Raw genomic sequence first — 15,303 nt, 5'->3', positions numbered from 1 at the left:
CTGCGGGCGCCCGCCTTTCTCTTCCGTTTCAACCCTCCGCTTTCCCACCATGCAGCAGGATCAAGTCAAGGATCAGGTCAAGGACTACTACGGCCGCCAGCTCCAGGGCACGGCCGATCTCAAGACCAGCGCCTGCTGCGATGCCAGCGCGGTGCCGATCTGGCTGCGGCCGCTGCTGGCCCGCATCCACCCCGAGGTGCTGGACCGCTACTACGGCTGCGGCCTGGTCTGCCCGCCGCTGCTCGAAGGCTGCCGCGTGCTCGACCTGGGCTGCGGCGCCGGCCGCGATGTCTATGCCCTGGCCCAGCTCGTCGGCCCGCGCGGCGAGGTCGTCGGCGTCGACATGACCGACGAGCAGCTCGCCGTGGCCGAGCGCCACCGCGCCCACCATGCCGCCCTCTTCGGCTACGACAACGTGCGCTTCCTGCAGGGCTACATCGAGCGCCTCGACGAGCTCGACCTCGCCCCGGGCAGCTTCGACGTGATCGTCTCCAACTGCGTCGTCAACCTCTCGCCGGACAAGGATGCCGTGCTGGCCGGCGTGCAGCGCCTGCTCAAGCCGGGCGGCGAGTTCTACTTCTCCGATGTCTATGCCGACCGCCGCGTGCCCGAGGCCGTGCGCAACGATGCCGTGCTCTACGGCGAATGCCTGGGCGGCGCGCTGTACTGGAACGACTTCCTGCGCCTGGCCCAGCGCCACGGCTTTGCCGATCCGCGCCTGGTCGACGACCGCCCGCTCGACATCACCGACCCGGCCCTGGCCGCCCGCGCCGCGCCGCTGCGCTTCTTCTCGGCCACCTACCGCCTGTTCAAGCTGGAGGCGCTGGAGAGCGCCTGCGAGGACTACGGCCAGGCCGTGATCTACCGCGGCACCGTGCCCGAGCATCCGCAGCGCTTCGTGCTCGACAAGCACCATGACCTGGCCACCGGCCGCGTCTTCCCGGTCTGCGGCAACACCTGGCACATGCTGCACGGCACCCGCTTCGCACAGCACTTCGATTTCATCGGCGATTTCTCGCGCCACTTCGGCCTGTTCGAGGGCTGCGGCAGCAGCATGCCCTTCGACACCGCGGCGGCCGGCTCCGGCGCCTCGGGCGCCTGCTGCTGAGCCGCGTGCGATGCTGTCGCGCCGTCCCCTGCTGGCGGTCGGCCTGCTGGCCCCGCTGCTGGCCGCCCGACCGACCGGCCTGCGCGCGCAGGCGGACAAGCGCCTGCTGCTGAGCGGCTCCAGCACCGTCGCACCCCTGGTGCTGGAGATCGCCAAGCGCTTCGAGTCGCTGAACCCCGGCGTGCGCATCGAGGTGCAGACCGGCGGCTCCAGCCGCGGCCTGGCCGATGCCCGCCAGGGTCGTGTCGCCTTCGGCATGGTCTCGCGTGCGCTCAAGCCCGAGGAAGCCGACTTACAGGCCTACACCCTGGCGCGCGACGGCATCGGCCTCATCGTCCACCGCAGCAATCCGGTGGTGGCGCTGAGCGCGGCCCAGGTGCAGGCCATCTACACCGGCCAGGTGCGCGACTGGGCGGCGGTGGGCGGCCCGGCCCGGCCGATCAGCGTGGTCCACAAGGCCGAGGGCCGCTCGACGCAGGAGCTGTTTCTCCAGCACTTCGGTCTGCCCGGCAGCGCGGTCAAGCCGCAGGTGGTGATCGGCGACAACGCCCAGGGCATCAAGACCGTGGCGGGCAATCCGGGCGCGATCGGCTACGTCTCGATCGGCAGCGCCGAGTTCGAGGCCGGCCTGGGCACGCCGATCCGGCTGCTGCCCATGGACGGCGTGCCGGCCACCGTGGCTGAAGTGCAGCGCGGCCGCTTCCCCATCAGCCGGCCGCTGAACCTCGTCAGCGCCCAAGCCCCCACCGGCCTGGCCGCGCGCTTCCTGGCCTATGCCCGCTCGCCCGCCGTGCACGACCTGGTGCGGGAGCAGTTCTTTGTCCCGGTCTGAACGCGGCCTGGGCCGGGCGCTGGGCGCGCTGGCCCTGCTCAGCGGCGTGCTGCTGCTCGGCATCGTCGCTCACTTGCTGATCCGGTCCTGGCCGGTGCTCGCCGGGCCGCAGGCGCCGGGCCTGGGCGGCCTGCTCGGCCTGGACGGCGGGCCGGGCGGCTGGCATCCGCTGGAGGGGCGCTTCGACCTCTCGCCCATGATCGCCGCCAGCGCCGCCGCGGCCGGCGGCGCCCTGCTGCTGGCCGCGCCCTTCGGCCTGGCCTGCGCGATCCACGAACACTTCCTGGCCGGCCCGCGCACGGCGCGGCTGCAGCGCCTGGCGATCGGCCTGCTGGCCGGCATCCCCTCGGTGGTCTTCGGCCTCTGGGGCCTGACCGTGCTGGTGCCGCTGATCGGCCGCTGGCAGCCGCCCGGCGCCAGCCTGCTGGCCGCCATGCTGGTGCTGGCCCTGATGATCGTGCCGACCGTGGCCCTGCTGGCCAGCGCCGCGCTGGCCCAGGTGCCCCGGTCGGTGCTGCAAGGCGCCGCCGCCCTGGGCCTGAGCCGCCGCGCCATCGTCCTGGGCGTGGCCCTGCCGGCGGCCCGGTCCGGCCTGTGGGCCGCCCTGCTGCTGGCCCTGGCGCGCGCCCTGGGCGAGACCCTGGCCGTGCTGATGGTCGCCGGCAATGTCGTGGCCTGGCCCGCCGGCCTGTTCGAGCCGCTGCGGGTGCTGACCGCCAACATCGCCCTGGAGATGGCCTATGCCGAGGGCCTGCACCGCGCCAGCCTCTATGCCGCCGGCCTGCTGCTCACCGCCCTGGTGCTGCTGCTGGCCGGCCTGGGCCTGCTGGCTGGCCGCGGCCTGCGCGCCGGCCGCGCGCAGACCTTGCCGGGGGCGGATACCCCGGCCGCCCCGGCCGCGCTGCGGCCCCTGCCCTGAGAAGGCGTGAACGAACTCTCCATGCCTGCCGCCACCGCCCGTCCCCGCGCAACCCGCCGCGCCCGGCTCAAGGACGGCCTGTTCGACCTCGGCATCCGCGCGGCGGCCTGGACCCTGCTCGCCGCCCTGTTCGCCCTGCTGCTGGACCTGGCGGTGCAGGGCTTCGGCCATCTTTCCTGGGATTTCCTCGTCAGCGAACCGCGCGCCTCGGGCCGGGCCGGCGGCATCGCGCCCATCCTGGTCTCGACCCTGGCCCTGGTGCTGATCGCGCTGGCCGTGGCCCTGCCGCTGGGCCTGGCCACGGCCGTCTGGCTGGTCGAGTTCACGCGGCTCGGCGGCCCGGCCGCGCGGGGGCTGCGGCTCAGCCTGGACGTGCTGGCCGGCGTGCCCTCCATCGTCTTCGGCCTGGCCGGCCATGCCCTGTTCGGGCCCTGGCTGGGCTACTCGCTGCTGGCCGGCGGCCTGACCCTGGCCTGCATGATCCTGCCCCTGCTGATCCGCAGCGCCGAGGCCGGCCTGCACGCCGTCGACCCCGACTGGCGCCGCGGCGCCGCCGCCCTGGGCCTGCGCCGCAGCACCGCGCTGCGTCATGTGCTGCTGCCGGCCGCCGCGCCGGCCCTGCTGGCCGGCGTGATGCTGGGCCTGGGCCGTGCCACGGCCGAGACCGCCGCGCTGCTCTTCACCAGCGGCTATGCCGACCGCATGCCTGCTTCGCTGCTCGACTCGGGCCGCTCGCTGGCCGTGCACATCTACGAGCTGTCCATGAACGTGAGCGGCGGCGACCGCGCCGCCCAGGCCAGCGCGCTGGTGCTGGTCGCGCTCATCCTCGTCCTCAACCTCGCGGCCCTGCGCGCCTCGGACCGCTGGGTCCGGCGCCGCATGGGTCCGGCCTGAGAAGGTGTGAACGAACCCGCCATGCCCCCCGAAGCGCCCGTGCCCGCCCACACCCTCGGCCAGGTCCAGTTGGGCCGGCCCTGCTGCCGGCCCGAGACCCTGATCGAGGTGCGCGAGCTGGCCGTCGCCTACGGCCCGCGCACCGTGCTGGCCGGCGTCAGCCTGGACATCCCGCGCGGCTGCATCACCGCCCTGATCGGCCCCTCGGGCTGCGGCAAGACCAGCTTCCTCGGCACGCTCAACCGCATGAGCGACATCAGCCCCGGCGCGCGCGTCAGCGGCCGGCTGCGCTTCGACGGCCTGGACCTGCTCGACCCCGCGCTGGACCTGATGGCCCTGCGCCGCCGCATCGGCATGGTCTTCCAGCGGCCCAATCCCTTTCCGCTTTCGATCCGCCGCAACCTCGACCTGCCGCTGCGCGAGCACGGCGTGGCCGACCGCGGCGAGCGCGAGGCGCGCATCGAGACCGCGTTGCGCGATGTCGGCCTGTGGGACGAGGTGGCCGGGCGCCTGGACGCGCCGGCCCTGGGCCTGTCCGGCGGCCAGCAGCAGCGCCTGTGCGTGGCCCGCGCGCTGGTGCTGCGGCCCGAGGTGCTGCTGATGGACGAGCCCTGCAGCGCGCTCGACCCGCTGGCCTCGGCCGTGGTGGAGGACCTGATCGTCCGCCTGCGCGGCCGCTACACCGTGGTGATCGTCACCCACAACCTGGCCCAGGCGCGCCGCATCGCGAACTACGCCGCCTTCTTCTGGCTGCAGGGCCAGGTCGGCCAGCTGGTCGAGCAGGGCAGCCACCTGTTCGAGGCGCCCGAGCATGCGCTGACGGCGGCCTACCTTTCGGGCGCGCGGGGCTGAGCGGCGCGGGGCCGGGCGGGTGCTGCCCCGCATGGCAACTTCAGGTGGTCTTCATGCCCGGGGCTTACAAGCCGCGCTTTCCCGCCTCGAAGTGCCCCGATGCCCCCTCTCTCCCCGACCCGGCGGTCCGCCCCTCTTGCCGATGCCGGCTTCGGCGCCCATGCGCCCTCGGCCCGTCTGGGCCACCTGATCCGCCTGGCCCAGTCCGCGCCGCGGAACTGGCTGGGCCAGCAGTTCGCGCAGCTCGTGCGGGCCCTGGTGCTGCGCCGGCATGCGCTGCCGCTTGATGTCGTCGTCGGCCGGCTGCGCCTGCGCTGCTGGCTGCGCGACAACCATTCCGAGCGCAAGTTCGTCTTCATGCCCTGGCGCTTCGATGCCGAGGAGCGCCGGCTGATCGTGCAGGCCCTGGGCCCCGACGGGACCTTTGTCGACATCGGGGCGAATGTCGGCCTCTACACCCTGGACATCGCCACCCAGCTCGGCCCGCGGGGCCGGGTGCTGGCGCTGGAGCCGCATCCGCCCACCTTCGAGCGCCTGCGCTTCAATGTGCAGGCCACCCTGGCCGACCGGCCCGACGGGCCGCGGGTGCAGATCGAGCGCCTGGGCGTGCACGACGCCGGCGGCGAGCTGCGCCTGCACCTCGACCCGGGCAATCTCGGCGGCTCCAGCCTGCTGCCGCGCGGCCGGTCGGGCGCGGACGCCGGTGCGGCAACCCGGCCCGAGGCGCCGGTCTCGACGGTGAGCTGCCGGCCGCTGGCGCAGATCCTCGACGCCCAGGGGATCGAGCGGGTCGACGCGATCAAGATCGACATCGAGGGCGCCGAGGACAGCGCGCTGATGGACTACCTGCGCCACCAGCCCGAGGCGCGCCTGCCGGTTTGCCTGGTGATCGAGAACTCCGAGCACCTCTGGCGCCAGGACCTGCCGGCCGCCCTGCATGCGCGCGGCTTCCGGCCCCAGCACCGCAGCCGGCTCAACACCGTCTACTGCCGTGCGAGGGCTCCGGCCTAGGACCGGGCCGCGGTCGGGCTGTGTCGCATCCGCCCGCCTCAGGCCGTGGGCCCTTGGAAGCGCGCCAGGATGTCCGCATGCTGGCCGGGCCAGGCCGTCAGGGCGCGCTCGTCCCCTTCAAAAACTGCATGCATGAAGGCCGTGACCAAGGCCTGGCTCGCCCGCTTGGCCTGGGGATTGAGCGCGCCGCCGGGGCCGTTGCGGTCGGTGAACATGCTGTGCGCACCGCCCTGGAAGACGGCAAGCCATTTGCGCCGGCTGCCGATGGCTTCATAGACGCGCAGACGGTCTGCCAGGTCGCTCCAGTAGCCAGGGATGCGGATCACGTCTTCGGTGCAGGTGATGTGCAGGCTCGGCACCTTGACGTTGCCCAGGATGTCCCCGGGCTCGCCCTGGCCATAGAAGGGCGGGGCGCTCAGCACCACGACGGCGGCCACCCGGGGGTCGACGAGCAGCAGGGGCTGACCCTCGCGCTGCACCTGGGCTCCGGCGACCAGCAGGCTGGTGTTGGCTCCGTAGCTGTGGCCGGTCGCGACGATGCGGCGCACGTCGATGCGCTCGCCCGCTTCGCTGGTCAGCAGGGTGTCCAGCGCAAAGCGGAAGTCCTCGGTGCGGGCCAGGGCCTCCTCATCCTGCGCGGCAGCTTGCAGGCGGCCCACCAGGCCGAGGACGCTCCCGCCCCAGAGGCTGCGGTCGCTGCCCACATGCTGCAAGTGCAGGCAGGCAATGCCTTGCGAGGCCAGATGCCGGCCCAGCCAGCTGTAGCCCCCTCGCGAGCCGCCGATGCCATGCGAGATCACGAACAGCGGCGTCGGCCGGGCCTTCGTCGCTTGCTGCGGCAGGTGCAGCCGCACCGGCACCGGGCGTTGACGGGCGGTGTCGGTCCAGTCCAGGTCCAGGGTGTCGAAGCCGGCCGCGCCCTCGGCAGCGCGCAGCGCGGGAGATGTCGCCAAGGCCAGGGCGGCTGCGCCCTGCAGCAGCAGACGCCGCCTCATGCCGTCGCCCCGGACTGCGCCGGCCGGGCCGCGCGGCCCCGCCGCAGCAGGCGCTGCATGGCCGCGATGCCGTCGTCCACATAGGTGAAGAGCACCGGGATCACCAGCAGGCTCAGGAAGGTGCTGGTGATCAGGCCGCCGATCACGACGATGGCCATGGGGCTGCGGAAGCTCGGGTCGGTGCCCAGGCCCAGGGCGATGGGCAGCATGCCGGCGGCCATGGCGATGGTGGTCATCACGATCGGCCGGGCGCGCTTGCGGCAGGCGTCGAGCACGGCCTCGAAGCGGTCCATGCCGTGGTCGCGCCGCGCCAGGATCACGTAGTCGATCAGCAGGATGGAGTTCTTGGTCGCGATGCCCATCAGCATGATCAGGCCGATCATGCTGGGCATGGAGATGGCCGTCTGCGTCACATAGAGCGCCAGGAAGGCGCCGGGGATCGACAGCACCAGCGCGCCCAGGATGGTGGCGGGCTGCACGAAGTCCTTGAACAGCAGCACCAGCACGATGTAGATGCAGAGCACGCCGGTTGCCATCGCCAGGCCGAAGCTGGCGAAGAGCTCGGCCATGGCCTCGGCGTCGCCGATTTCCGTTTGCGTCACGCCCGCGGGCAACTGCTGCAAGCTGGGCAGGGCCAGCGCGGCGGCCTTCACCGCGCCCAGCGGCTGCTGGTTCAGCTCGATCTCGAAGTTCACATTGCGCTGGCGGTTGTAGCGGTCGATGCTGGCCGGGCCGCTGCCCAGCTCCAGCGTCGCCACATTGCCCAGCATCACCGGACCGCGCGTGCCCGGCACCGGCAGCCGGGCGAGCAGGCTCAGGTCGGTGCGCGCCTCGGCCGGCAGGCGCACGACGATGGGCACCTGGCGCTGGCTGAGGTTGAGCTTGGGCAGGCTCTGGTCGTAGTCGCCCGCGGTGGCGATGCGCAGGGTCTCGGCGATGGCCGCGCTGGTCACGCCCAGGTCGGCGGCGCGGGCGCTGTCGGGCCGCACGATCAGCTCGGGCCGCACCAGGCTGGAGGAGCTGGTGACCGCGCCGATGCCGGGGATGCCGCGCAGCTCCTTTTCCACCACCGCCGCATGCTGCTGCAGCACGGCGCCGTCGGCACCGGCCAGCACGAGCACGTACTTCTCCGCGCTGGCCCCGAAGCCCACCTTCACCCGCGCGCCGGGCAGATCGGCCAGGGCCTTGCGCAGCTCGGCCTCGATGTCCTGCTTGCTGGTCTTGGTGCCGAAGAGCGGGCTGCGCTCGCTGCGGTGGGTCAGGTTCAGCGTCAGCGTGGCCTTGGTGACTTCGGGCAGGCCGGCGCCCGGGGTGAAGGTGTCGGCGCCGGTGCTGCCGCCGCCCACCGCGGTGTAGACCAGCTTCACATGCGGGTTGCGCTGCACCAGCAGGCGGGCCTGCTCGGCGGCGGCCAGGGTCTGGGCATAGCTGCTGCCCGGCGGCAGGGTGAGGGTGACCTGGGTCTGGTTGATGTCGTCCGGCGGGATGAAGCCGGTGGACAACAGCGGCACCAGGCCGAAGCTGCCGACGAAGAAGGCCGCCGCCGCCAGCATGGTGAGGATGCGATGCCGCAGGCACCAGGCCGCCCAGCCCAGGTAGTACCGCATCCAACCTGGCTCGGTGTGCTCGGTGCGCGGCGGCTTGAGCAAGTAGGCCGCCATCATGGGCGTGAGCATGCGCGCCACGACCAGGCTGAAGAAGACCGCGATCGCCGCCGTCCAGCCGAACTGCACGAAGAACTTGCCCGGCACGCCGGCCATGAAGGCGGTGGGCAGGAAGACGGCGATCAGCGTGAAGGTGGTGGCGATCACCGCCAGGCCGATCTCGTCGGCCGCTTCCATCGCCGCCTGGTAGGGCGTCTTGAGGACATGGGCCCCCATGCCCCCCGAGGGGGAATGCCCGCCCTGGGACAGCCCGGCGGCGGGCATGCGCAGGTGGCGCATGATGTTCTCGATCTCGACGATGGCATCGTCGACCAGGATGCCCACCACCAGGCTCATGCTCAGCAGCGTCACCACATTGAGCGTGAAGCCGAAGACGTAGTGCATCACCGCGAAGGCCGGCACGATGGACAGCGGCAGGGCGGTGGCCGCCACCAGGGTGGCGCGCCAGTCGCGCAGGAAGAACCACACCACGACCACGGCGAGCACCGCGCCTTCGAGCAGCAGCACCATGCTGCCCTCGTAGTTCTCCACCGTGGGCTGGACGAAGTTGAAGGCCTCGACGATCTCGATGTCCGGCCGCTCGGCGCGCAGCGTGTCCAGCGCCCGGCGCACGCCCTCGGCCACGGCGGTCTCGCCCGCGCCGCGGCTGCGCTGGATCTCGAAGGCGACCGCTGGCTTGCCGTTGATCAGGGCGCCGCTGCGCACCTCGGCCACGGTGTCGCTGAGGGTGGCGACCTGGTCCAGGCGCACCAGGCGGCCGTCTGGCATGGCCAGTTGCAGGCGCGAGAGCTCCTCCGCGCTCTGCACATTGGCCAGGGTGCGCACGCTCTGCTCGATGCCGCCCACCTCGGCCCGTCCGCCGGGGGCGTCGGCCTGCACGGCGCGCAGTTGCCGGCTGACTTCGGCGGCGCTCAGGCCCAGGGCCAGCAACTTGTCCGGGTCCAGCTCGACGCGCACCTCGCGCGTCACGCCGCCCACCCGGTTGACGGCGCCCACGCCGCGCACCGCGAGCATGGCCTTGGTGACCGTGTCGTCGACGAACCAGCTCAGCGCCTCCTCGTCCATGCGCGGCGAGGCCACGGTGTAGGTCAGGATCGGCGAGCCCGCCAGGTCGAGCTTGGTGACGACGGGGTCGCGCAGCTCGGCCGGCAGGTCGGCGCGCACGCGGGCCACGGCGCTGCGCACATCGTCCAGCGCCTCCTGGGTGTTCTTCTCCAGGCGAAATTCCACGGTGACCAGGGCCGTGCCGTCCTGCACCTTGGTGTAGAGGTTCTTCACGCCGGTCAGCGAGGCGACCGCGTTCTCCAGCTTGCGCGCGACCTCCGTCTCCATCTGCGCCGGCGCGGTGCCGGGCAGGCTGGCGCTGATGGTGATGGTGGGCAGGTCGATGTCCGGGAACTGCTGGATCTTCATCTGCTGGAAGCCCAGCAGGCCGGCCAGCGTCAGCATCACGAACAGCATCACCGAGGGGATGGGGTTGCGGATGCACCAGGCGGAAACGTTCATGGCGGGCTCCCGGCTTCAGTCGTTGCGCTGCGGCGCGCTGCCTGCCGTCGCCGGGGCCGGCGCGGCGACCACCCGCACCGTGTCGCCATCGGCCAGGAAGCCCGCGCCGCTGGCCACCACCCGGTCGGCCGGGCCGACGCCTTCGAGGATCTCGACCTGCTCGGCGCTGCGCCGGCCGGTGCGCACCTTGCGCTGCGCCACCCGGTCCGCGCCCTCCAGCACGAAGACATAGCTGAAGCCCTCGCGCAGCAGCACCGCGGCCTGCGGCAGCGTCAGCGCGGTGCTGCGGCCCAGCTCGAAGCTGCCGCGCGCGAACATGCCGGCCTTCAGGCGGCCGGCGCTGTCGGGCAGGTCCACATAGACCAGGGCATTGCGGGTCGTGGCATCCACCGTCGGCCCGACCTGGCGCAGCCGGCCGGCGACGGTCGCGCCGCCCGGCGCCTGCACCTGCACGGTCTGGCCCGGGCGCAGGGCCGCCAGCTCGTCGGCGGCCACCTCGCCGCGCCATTCCAGGCGGCCCTGGCGGATCAGCCGGAACAGCTCGGTGCCCGAAGCCAGCACCGCGCCCACAGTGGCGCTGCGGGCGCTGATCACGCCATGGTCGGGCGCCCGCACCTCGGTCTGCGTCAGGCGCAGTTGCTGGAGCTGCTGGGTGGCCTGCACGGCGGCCAGGCGGGCCGCGGCGGTGCGCTCGGCGGTCAGCAACTGGGTGATCTGCTGGGCGCTGAGGGCGCCGCTGTCTTCCAGCTCGCGCGCCCGGGCGGCATTGGCGGCGGCCTCGGCCAGGGCGGCTTCGGCCTCGGCGACGGCGGCGCGGCTCTGGGCCAGCTCAGCCTCGCTGCTGCGGCGGTCGAAGATGGCCAGCACCTGGCCGCGGCGCACGATGTCGCCCACATTCACCCGCACCTCGGCCAGGCGCAGGCCCTGCACTTCGGCGCCGACGATGGCTTCCTGCCAGGCGGCGATGCTGCCGTTGGCGCTCACCGTGTCGGCCAGGCTGTTGCGCTGCGGGCTGACCAGGCTCACCGTCAGCGCCGGGCGTACGGTGGCGGCGGGGGCGGGCGGGGCACCGGCAGCGGCCGGGCGGCTGTTCAGGCCGACGAAGGCGAGGCCGGCCAGCAGCAGCGCGGCGCTGACGAGGGTCAGGGGGTGCTTGATCCAGGCGGGGCTCATGTCCAGGGTGGCTTGCGGCATGGAAAGGGTTCAGTCCGGCGTGCCGGCGCGGGCGGCGGCGCGAGGCGCTTCGCCGGGGCGCCAGCCGCCGCCGAGGCTGCGGTAGAGCGTGATCCATGCGCTGGCGCGTTCACGCTGCACTTCGATCAGGGCGCCGCGGGCCTGCAAGGCATTGCGGCGGGCGGTTTCCAGGTCGAGCAGGCTGGCCAGGCCGCCGCGCTGGCGGGCCTCGGTGGCCCGGCGGGCCGCCTCGAAGCCTTCGGCGGCGGCTTGCAGGGCCGGCTCGCGGGCGGCGCTGGCGTCCAGGGCGACGAGGGCGGTCTCGACCTCGCGCAGCGCCTGGCGCAGCGTGCCCTGCAATTGCGCCAGCGCTTCGTCGTAGGCGGCCTCGGCCCCGGCGCTTGCGGCGCGGCGCCGGCCGCCGTCGAAGAGCGGCAGGCTCAGGGTGAGGGGCCCGAGCGACCAGACACCGCCCTCGGCATCGAAGCCGCCGCCGCGCGTCACGCTGCGGCCGATGGAGCCGCCCAGGCTCAGGCGCGGCTTTTCGTCGCGGCGGGTCAGGTCGGCGTCGGCCGCGGCGGCCTCGACGGCGGCGCGGGCGGCATCCACATCGGGCCGCTGGCCCAGCAGCTCGGCCGGCAGGGGCAGGGGGCCGAGGCCGGGGGTCTGCGGCAAGCGGCCCGCGCCTTCGGCCAGTTCGCGGCGCAGGGCCGGCTCGGTCCAGTCGCTCAGCTCGACCAGGCCCTTGACCAGGGTGTCGCACTGCGCCTGCTGGGCACGCACCGCGCTGGCGGCCTGCGCCGCCCCGGCCCGGGCCAGGGCGGCGTCGGCCGGCGCGGTGAAGCCCGCACGGGCCGATTGCTCGCTGAGCCGGGCCGTGGCCTCGCGCGAGCGGGCGTCGGCCTCGGTCTGCACAAGCTGGGCTTCACAGGCCCGCAGGCTGATGTAGGCCGTGCCGACCTCGGCGGCCAGCGCCACCCGGGCGGCATGCCAGCCGGCCTCGGCATGGCGCAGTCGCGCAGCGGCGGCCCGCACGCTGGCGGCCACGCCGCCGAAGAGGTCGATCTCCCAGCTCGATTGCAGGCCGATCTGGCGGCTGTTGCTGACGCCGCCGAAGCCGAAGCCGCCGGCCCCGGCCGCTGAACCACCCGAGGCCGGCAGGCTGCGGCTGCGCTGGGCGCTGGCGTTGGCCTCCACCTGGGGCAGGCCCTGGGCCTCGCTGCCCGCCAGGCCGGCGCGGGCCCGGGCGATGCGGGCCTGCGCCGCGGCCAGGTTGGGGCTGCCGGCCTGGGCGGCCTCGACCAGGCGGTTCAGCAGCGGATCGTCGAACAGCGGCCAGCCCGCCGGGCGCGCAGCCCCGGGGTCCGATGGCAGGTCGGCCGGCGGCCGCGGCGCCTGCCAGGCCGCAGCCTGCGCCGCCGCCGGCAGGGTCGCCGGGGGGCGGTCGACCGGCGTGGCGCAGCCGGCCAGCAGGACGATGGAGAGGGCGAACAGGGCGCCGGTCGGGCAGCGGCTCATGACACGGTGTCCTTGGGGGCAGGCGGGGGCGGCGCGCGCCGCCGGGCTTCGGCCTCGACCATGGCCAGGGCGGCTTGCACCAGGGTCTGCTGCCAGCGGTCGAGGGCACCGGGCGCGGTGTTCACGCCGGGGGCGAGGGCCTCGTTGATGTCCAGGCCCACATGCAGGTGCACGCCCAGGCCGGCGATGCACAGGGCCAGGCGCTGCAAGGCCTCGTCGGCTGCCGGCAGGCCGAGCTGCCGGGTGAGCAGGCCGAGCAGGGCATCGTGCAGGGGCTGGATGCTGGCGACCAGGCCGTTCTCGACCAGGCCGGTGCTTTCCAGCATCTCGCGCAGATGCAGCTTGGTGCACAGCCGCGCCTCGTCGCCGTGCCGCAGCGGTTCCAGGAAGCCCGCATAGAAGCCGGCCAGGGCGGCTTCCAGGGGCAGGGCCGGGTCGGTGAAGCGGGCCAGGTCCTCGGTGGGGTCCATGGGCTCCAGGAAGGCCGCGCGGTAGAGGCCGGCCTTGTCGCCGAAGTAGTAGCTGATGGCCGCCACATTGACCTGTGCAGCCTCGGCCAGCTCGCGGGTCGAGGTGCGGCTGTAGCCCTGCTGCGCGAACAGGCGGATGGCGGTGCCGAGCAGGCGGGCACGCGCGTCAGTGCCTTCGGCCGTGGCCGGGGCATGCGCTGGGGGCGGGGGCGGGGCGGAAGGGCTCACGGCGCGGATGCTAAGCCCTTAATCAAACGTTTGTTTTAACCCGGCACTCCGTCGGGCTTTCCCTCGGACATTCGGTCGGGCATGCCGCGCCCGGCGCCGGGCCCCCAGCGCGTGGCCCAGGCGCGCACGGCCGCCGCGCGCCAGTCCGCCGCGCTGCCGGCCCAGCGGCCGGGCGGCAGGTCCAGGCCCAGCACGCGGCCGGCGGCCTGCAGGGCGGCCAGCACCTCGTCGGCATCGCGCAGGCCCAGGCCGGGCGCGCCGTGCTGCTTGCTGAGCTTCTCGCCGTCCGGCCCGCGCACCAGCGGCGTGTGCAGGTAGACGGGGGTCGGCAGGCCCAGCGCGCGCTGCAACAGGATCTGGCGCGGCGTGTTGTCGGTCAGGTCCTCGCCGCGCACGATATGGTTGATGCCCTCGGCGGCATCGTCCACCACCACCGCGAGCTGATAGGCCCAGAGGCCGTCGGCCCGGCGCAGCACGAAGTCGCCGCAGAGGGCGGCCACATCCTGCTGCTGGGGGCCGAGGCGGCGGTCGGTCCAGGCCAGCGCCGCGTCGTCGGACAGGCGCAGGCGCCAGGCCACCGGGCGTATGCCGGGACCGGGTGCAGGGGCAGGCCAGGCCCCGGTCCCTGCCCGCCGATCGCAGCTGCCCTCGGCCCTGCCGGCTGTGCCGCAGTCCCGCCCCGGCCGGCAGGTGCCGGGGTAGGGCCGCTCGACATGGCGCTGCGGCGGCCCGAAGCGCGCCGCCTGCGCCGCGGCAATCTGCGCCCGGGTGCAGTCGCAGGGGTAGGCACGGCCGGCCTCGACCAGCGCTTGCAATGCCGCCGCATAGCGCGCCCCGTGCTGCGACTGGCGGCTGGGCGGCGCGTCGGCCCGCAGGCCCAGCGCGTCTAGCTGGCGCAGGATCTCGGCCTCCGCGCCGGGCGGGCAGCGCGGCATGTCGACATCCTCGATGCGCAGCCGCCACCGGCCGCCGTGCGCGCGCGCATCGAGCCAGCTCGCCAGGGCCGCGACCAGCGAGCCCGCATGCAGCGACCCGGTGGGCGAGGGCGCGAAGCGGCCGACGTAGTCGCCCCCGCCAGGCGCCAGGCTCATGGTCCGAGCCTCACAGCAGCAGGCCGGCGTGCCGCTCCAGCAGCGCGCGGCGGGTCACAGGCTGCGCGAGCTGGTCCAGCCACCACTGCAGGCCCAGGCCGACCGGGCCCTGCGCCGGGCTGCGCCAGCCGTAGTGCAGGCGGACGTGGCGGGCGGGCGTCTCGGTGGCCTTGCGCACGAGGCGGCCGGCCTCGACATGGCGCTGCACCAGCGGCTCGGGCATCCAGCCGCAGCCCAGGCCGCGCAACTGGGCTTCGAGCTTGGCGGCGAGGCTGGGCACGGTCAGCACATCCTGGCCGGGCTGCACGCCGGTGGTGATCGGTGCCATGCGGTGGGCGGTGTCGGCGATCGCGACGATGCGGTGCGCACCGATGCATTGCGGCGTCAGCGGCTCGGCCGCGGCGGCCAGCGGATGGTGCGGCGCCACCGTGAAGCACATCGCGATCTCGCCCAGCGGCGCAATCTGCAAGCCGGGCTGGCTGACGGGGTCGAAGGCGCCGCCGATGGCGAGGTCGGCCTCGCCAGTGACCAGGGCCTCCCAGGTGCCCGACAGCACCTCGCTGCGGATGCGCAGCCGGGTCGGCGGGGCCGTGGCCGCGCCCCCGCCGGCCGGGGTGAGGCGCAAGGCATAGAAGGCCTCGACCAGGTCGTAGATCGCGCTGGGTGCGAGGATCCCGTCCAGCGCCAGGGTGAGCTGCGTCTCCCAGCCGGTGGCGATGCGGCGCACGCGGTTGGCCACCGCGTCCAGCTCGGTCAGCAGGCGGCGGCCCTCGCGCAGCAGTTCCTCGCCGGCGGCGGTCAGGCGGGCCTGGCGCGAGCTGCGGTCGAAGAGCAGCACGTCGAGCGCATCTTCCAGTTGCCGCACGCTGTAGGTGAGGGCCGAGGGCACCTTGCCCAGCTCGCGCGCTGCCGCGGCGAAGCTGCCGCTGCGCGCGATGGCATCCATCATCGTCAGGGCTTCGGGGCTCAGGGCGTGGCGGCGGTCGCTCATCGTCGGACAGGGCAGGGCGTGGGCAGGTCAGCAGGCGGTGGCGGGATTCTC

General features: G+C 73.9%; 13 protein-coding genes. 6 read left to right on the top strand and 7 right to left on the bottom strand.

From position 1 onward, the window contains the following. Nucleotides 1-49 precede the first annotated feature (49 nt). The 6 genes from JI742_RS10845 (at nt 50) to JI742_RS10820 (ending at nt 5,616) form a co-directional block, all read left to right on the top strand. Complete coding sequence (locus JI742_RS10845; RefSeq protein WP_201826779.1) at nt 50-1,108, top strand: methyltransferase domain-containing protein; 1,059 nt, start codon at nt 50-52, stop codon at nt 1,106-1,108. Nucleotides 1,109-1,118: 10 nt separating this feature from the next. Then, nucleotides 1,119-1,940 (top strand): phosphate ABC transporter substrate-binding protein, encoded by an 822-nt coding sequence (locus JI742_RS10840; RefSeq protein ID WP_201826777.1) that lies wholly within the window; start codon nt 1,119-1,121, stop codon nt 1,938-1,940. Then, a complete protein-coding gene (locus JI742_RS10835) occupies nt 1,927-2,859 on the top strand; it encodes a PstC family ABC transporter permease (RefSeq protein WP_201826775.1) in 933 nt (310 codons plus the stop codon). Before JI742_RS10840 ends, JI742_RS10835 begins: the two co-directional genes overlap by 14 nt. Nucleotides 2,860-2,865: 6 nt before the next feature. Further along, nucleotides 2,866-3,753: a phosphate ABC transporter permease PstA gene (gene pstA / locus JI742_RS10830; RefSeq protein ID WP_201826773.1), complete on the top strand. Its 888-nt coding sequence runs from the start codon at nt 2,866-2,868 to the stop codon at nt 3,751-3,753. A 21-nt stretch (nt 3,754-3,774) separates the two neighbouring features. After that, a complete protein-coding gene (locus tag JI742_RS10825) occupies nt 3,775-4,605 on the top strand; it encodes a phosphate ABC transporter ATP-binding protein (protein ID WP_201826771.1) in 831 nt (276 codons plus the stop codon). Between the two features lie 99 nt (nt 4,606-4,704). Then, on the top strand, nt 4,705-5,616 hold the full coding sequence (locus JI742_RS10820) for an FkbM family methyltransferase (RefSeq protein ID WP_201826769.1): 912 nt from the start codon (nt 4,705-4,707) through the stop codon (nt 5,614-5,616). A gap of 38 nt (nt 5,617-5,654) precedes the next feature. Here JI742_RS10820 and JI742_RS10815 read toward each other — a convergent pair whose 3' ends face one another. The 7 genes from JI742_RS10815 to JI742_RS10785 are packed head-to-tail and all read right to left on the bottom strand — an operon-like array spanning nt 5,655 to nt 15,252. After that, nucleotides 5,655-6,611 (bottom strand): alpha/beta hydrolase family protein, encoded by a 957-nt coding sequence (locus JI742_RS10815; protein ID WP_201826767.1) that lies wholly within the window; start codon nt 6,609-6,611, stop codon nt 5,655-5,657. After that, complete coding sequence (locus JI742_RS10810; protein ID WP_201826765.1) at nt 6,608-9,781, bottom strand: efflux RND transporter permease subunit; 3,174 nt, start codon at nt 9,779-9,781, stop codon at nt 6,608-6,610. The genes JI742_RS10815 and JI742_RS10810 overlap by 4 nt, the downstream gene beginning before the upstream one ends. Before the next feature lie 15 nt (nt 9,782-9,796). After that, nucleotides 9,797-10,975, bottom strand: a complete 1,179-nt coding sequence (locus JI742_RS10805) for an efflux RND transporter periplasmic adaptor subunit (RefSeq protein ID WP_236677006.1) — start codon at nt 10,973-10,975, stop codon at nt 9,797-9,799. A gap of 9 nt (nt 10,976-10,984) precedes the next feature. Then, nucleotides 10,985-12,472: an efflux transporter outer membrane subunit gene (locus tag JI742_RS10800; RefSeq protein ID WP_201826763.1), complete on the bottom strand. Its 1,488-nt coding sequence runs from the start codon at nt 12,470-12,472 to the stop codon at nt 10,985-10,987. Further along, a complete protein-coding gene (locus tag JI742_RS10795) occupies nt 12,469-13,170 on the bottom strand; it encodes a CerR family C-terminal domain-containing protein (RefSeq protein ID WP_201826761.1) in 702 nt (233 codons plus the stop codon). Before JI742_RS10795 ends, JI742_RS10800 begins: the two co-directional genes overlap by 4 nt. Nucleotides 13,171-13,205: 35 nt before the next feature. Then, nucleotides 13,206-14,261, bottom strand: coding sequence for a tRNA glutamyl-Q(34) synthetase GluQRS (gene gluQRS, locus JI742_RS10790; protein WP_201826758.1), 1,056 nt, complete (start codon nt 14,259-14,261; stop codon nt 13,206-13,208). Between the two features lie 10 nt (nt 14,262-14,271). Further along, a complete protein-coding gene (locus JI742_RS10785; RefSeq protein WP_201826757.1) occupies nt 14,272-15,252 on the bottom strand; it encodes a LysR family transcriptional regulator in 981 nt (326 codons plus the stop codon). Between the last annotated feature and the right edge of the window lie 51 nt (nt 15,253-15,303).

The organism is Piscinibacter lacus (assembly GCF_016735685.1).
In the GTDB taxonomy this organism is placed as follows: domain Bacteria; phylum Pseudomonadota; class Gammaproteobacteria; order Burkholderiales; family Burkholderiaceae_C; genus Aquariibacter; species Aquariibacter lacus.
This window is presented reverse-complemented; position numbering and strand designations above follow the sequence as displayed.

Coding starts and splice junctions, on each gene's coding strand:
- JI742_RS10845 (WP_201826779.1), top strand. CDS start 50: ATGCAGCAGGATCAAGTCAAGGATCAGGTCAAGGACTACTACGGCCGC.
- JI742_RS10840 (WP_201826777.1), top strand. CDS start 1,119: ATGCTGTCGCGCCGTCCCCTGCTGGCGGTCGGCCTGCTGGCCCCGCTG.
- JI742_RS10825 (WP_201826771.1), top strand. CDS start 3,775: ATGCCCCCCGAAGCGCCCGTGCCCGCCCACACCCTCGGCCAGGTCCAG.
- JI742_RS10820 (WP_201826769.1), top strand. CDS start 4,705: ATGCCCCCTCTCTCCCCGACCCGGCGGTCCGCCCCTCTTGCCGATGCC.
- JI742_RS10815 (WP_201826767.1), bottom strand. CDS start 6,611: ATGAGGCGGCGTCTGCTGCTGCAGGGCGCAGCCGCCCTGGCCTTGGCG.
- JI742_RS10810 (WP_201826765.1), bottom strand. CDS start 9,781: ATGAACGTTTCCGCCTGGTGCATCCGCAACCCCATCCCCTCGGTGATG.
- JI742_RS10805 (WP_236677006.1), bottom strand. CDS start 10,975: ATGCCGCAAGCCACCCTGGACATGAGCCCCGCCTGGATCAAGCACCCC.
- JI742_RS10800 (WP_201826763.1), bottom strand. CDS start 12,472: ATGAGCCGCTGCCCGACCGGCGCCCTGTTCGCCCTCTCCATCGTCCTG.
- gluQRS (WP_201826758.1), bottom strand. CDS start 14,261: ATGAGCCTGGCGCCTGGCGGGGGCGACTACGTCGGCCGCTTCGCGCCC.
- JI742_RS10785 (WP_201826757.1), bottom strand. CDS start 15,252: ATGAGCGACCGCCGCCACGCCCTGAGCCCCGAAGCCCTGACGATGATG.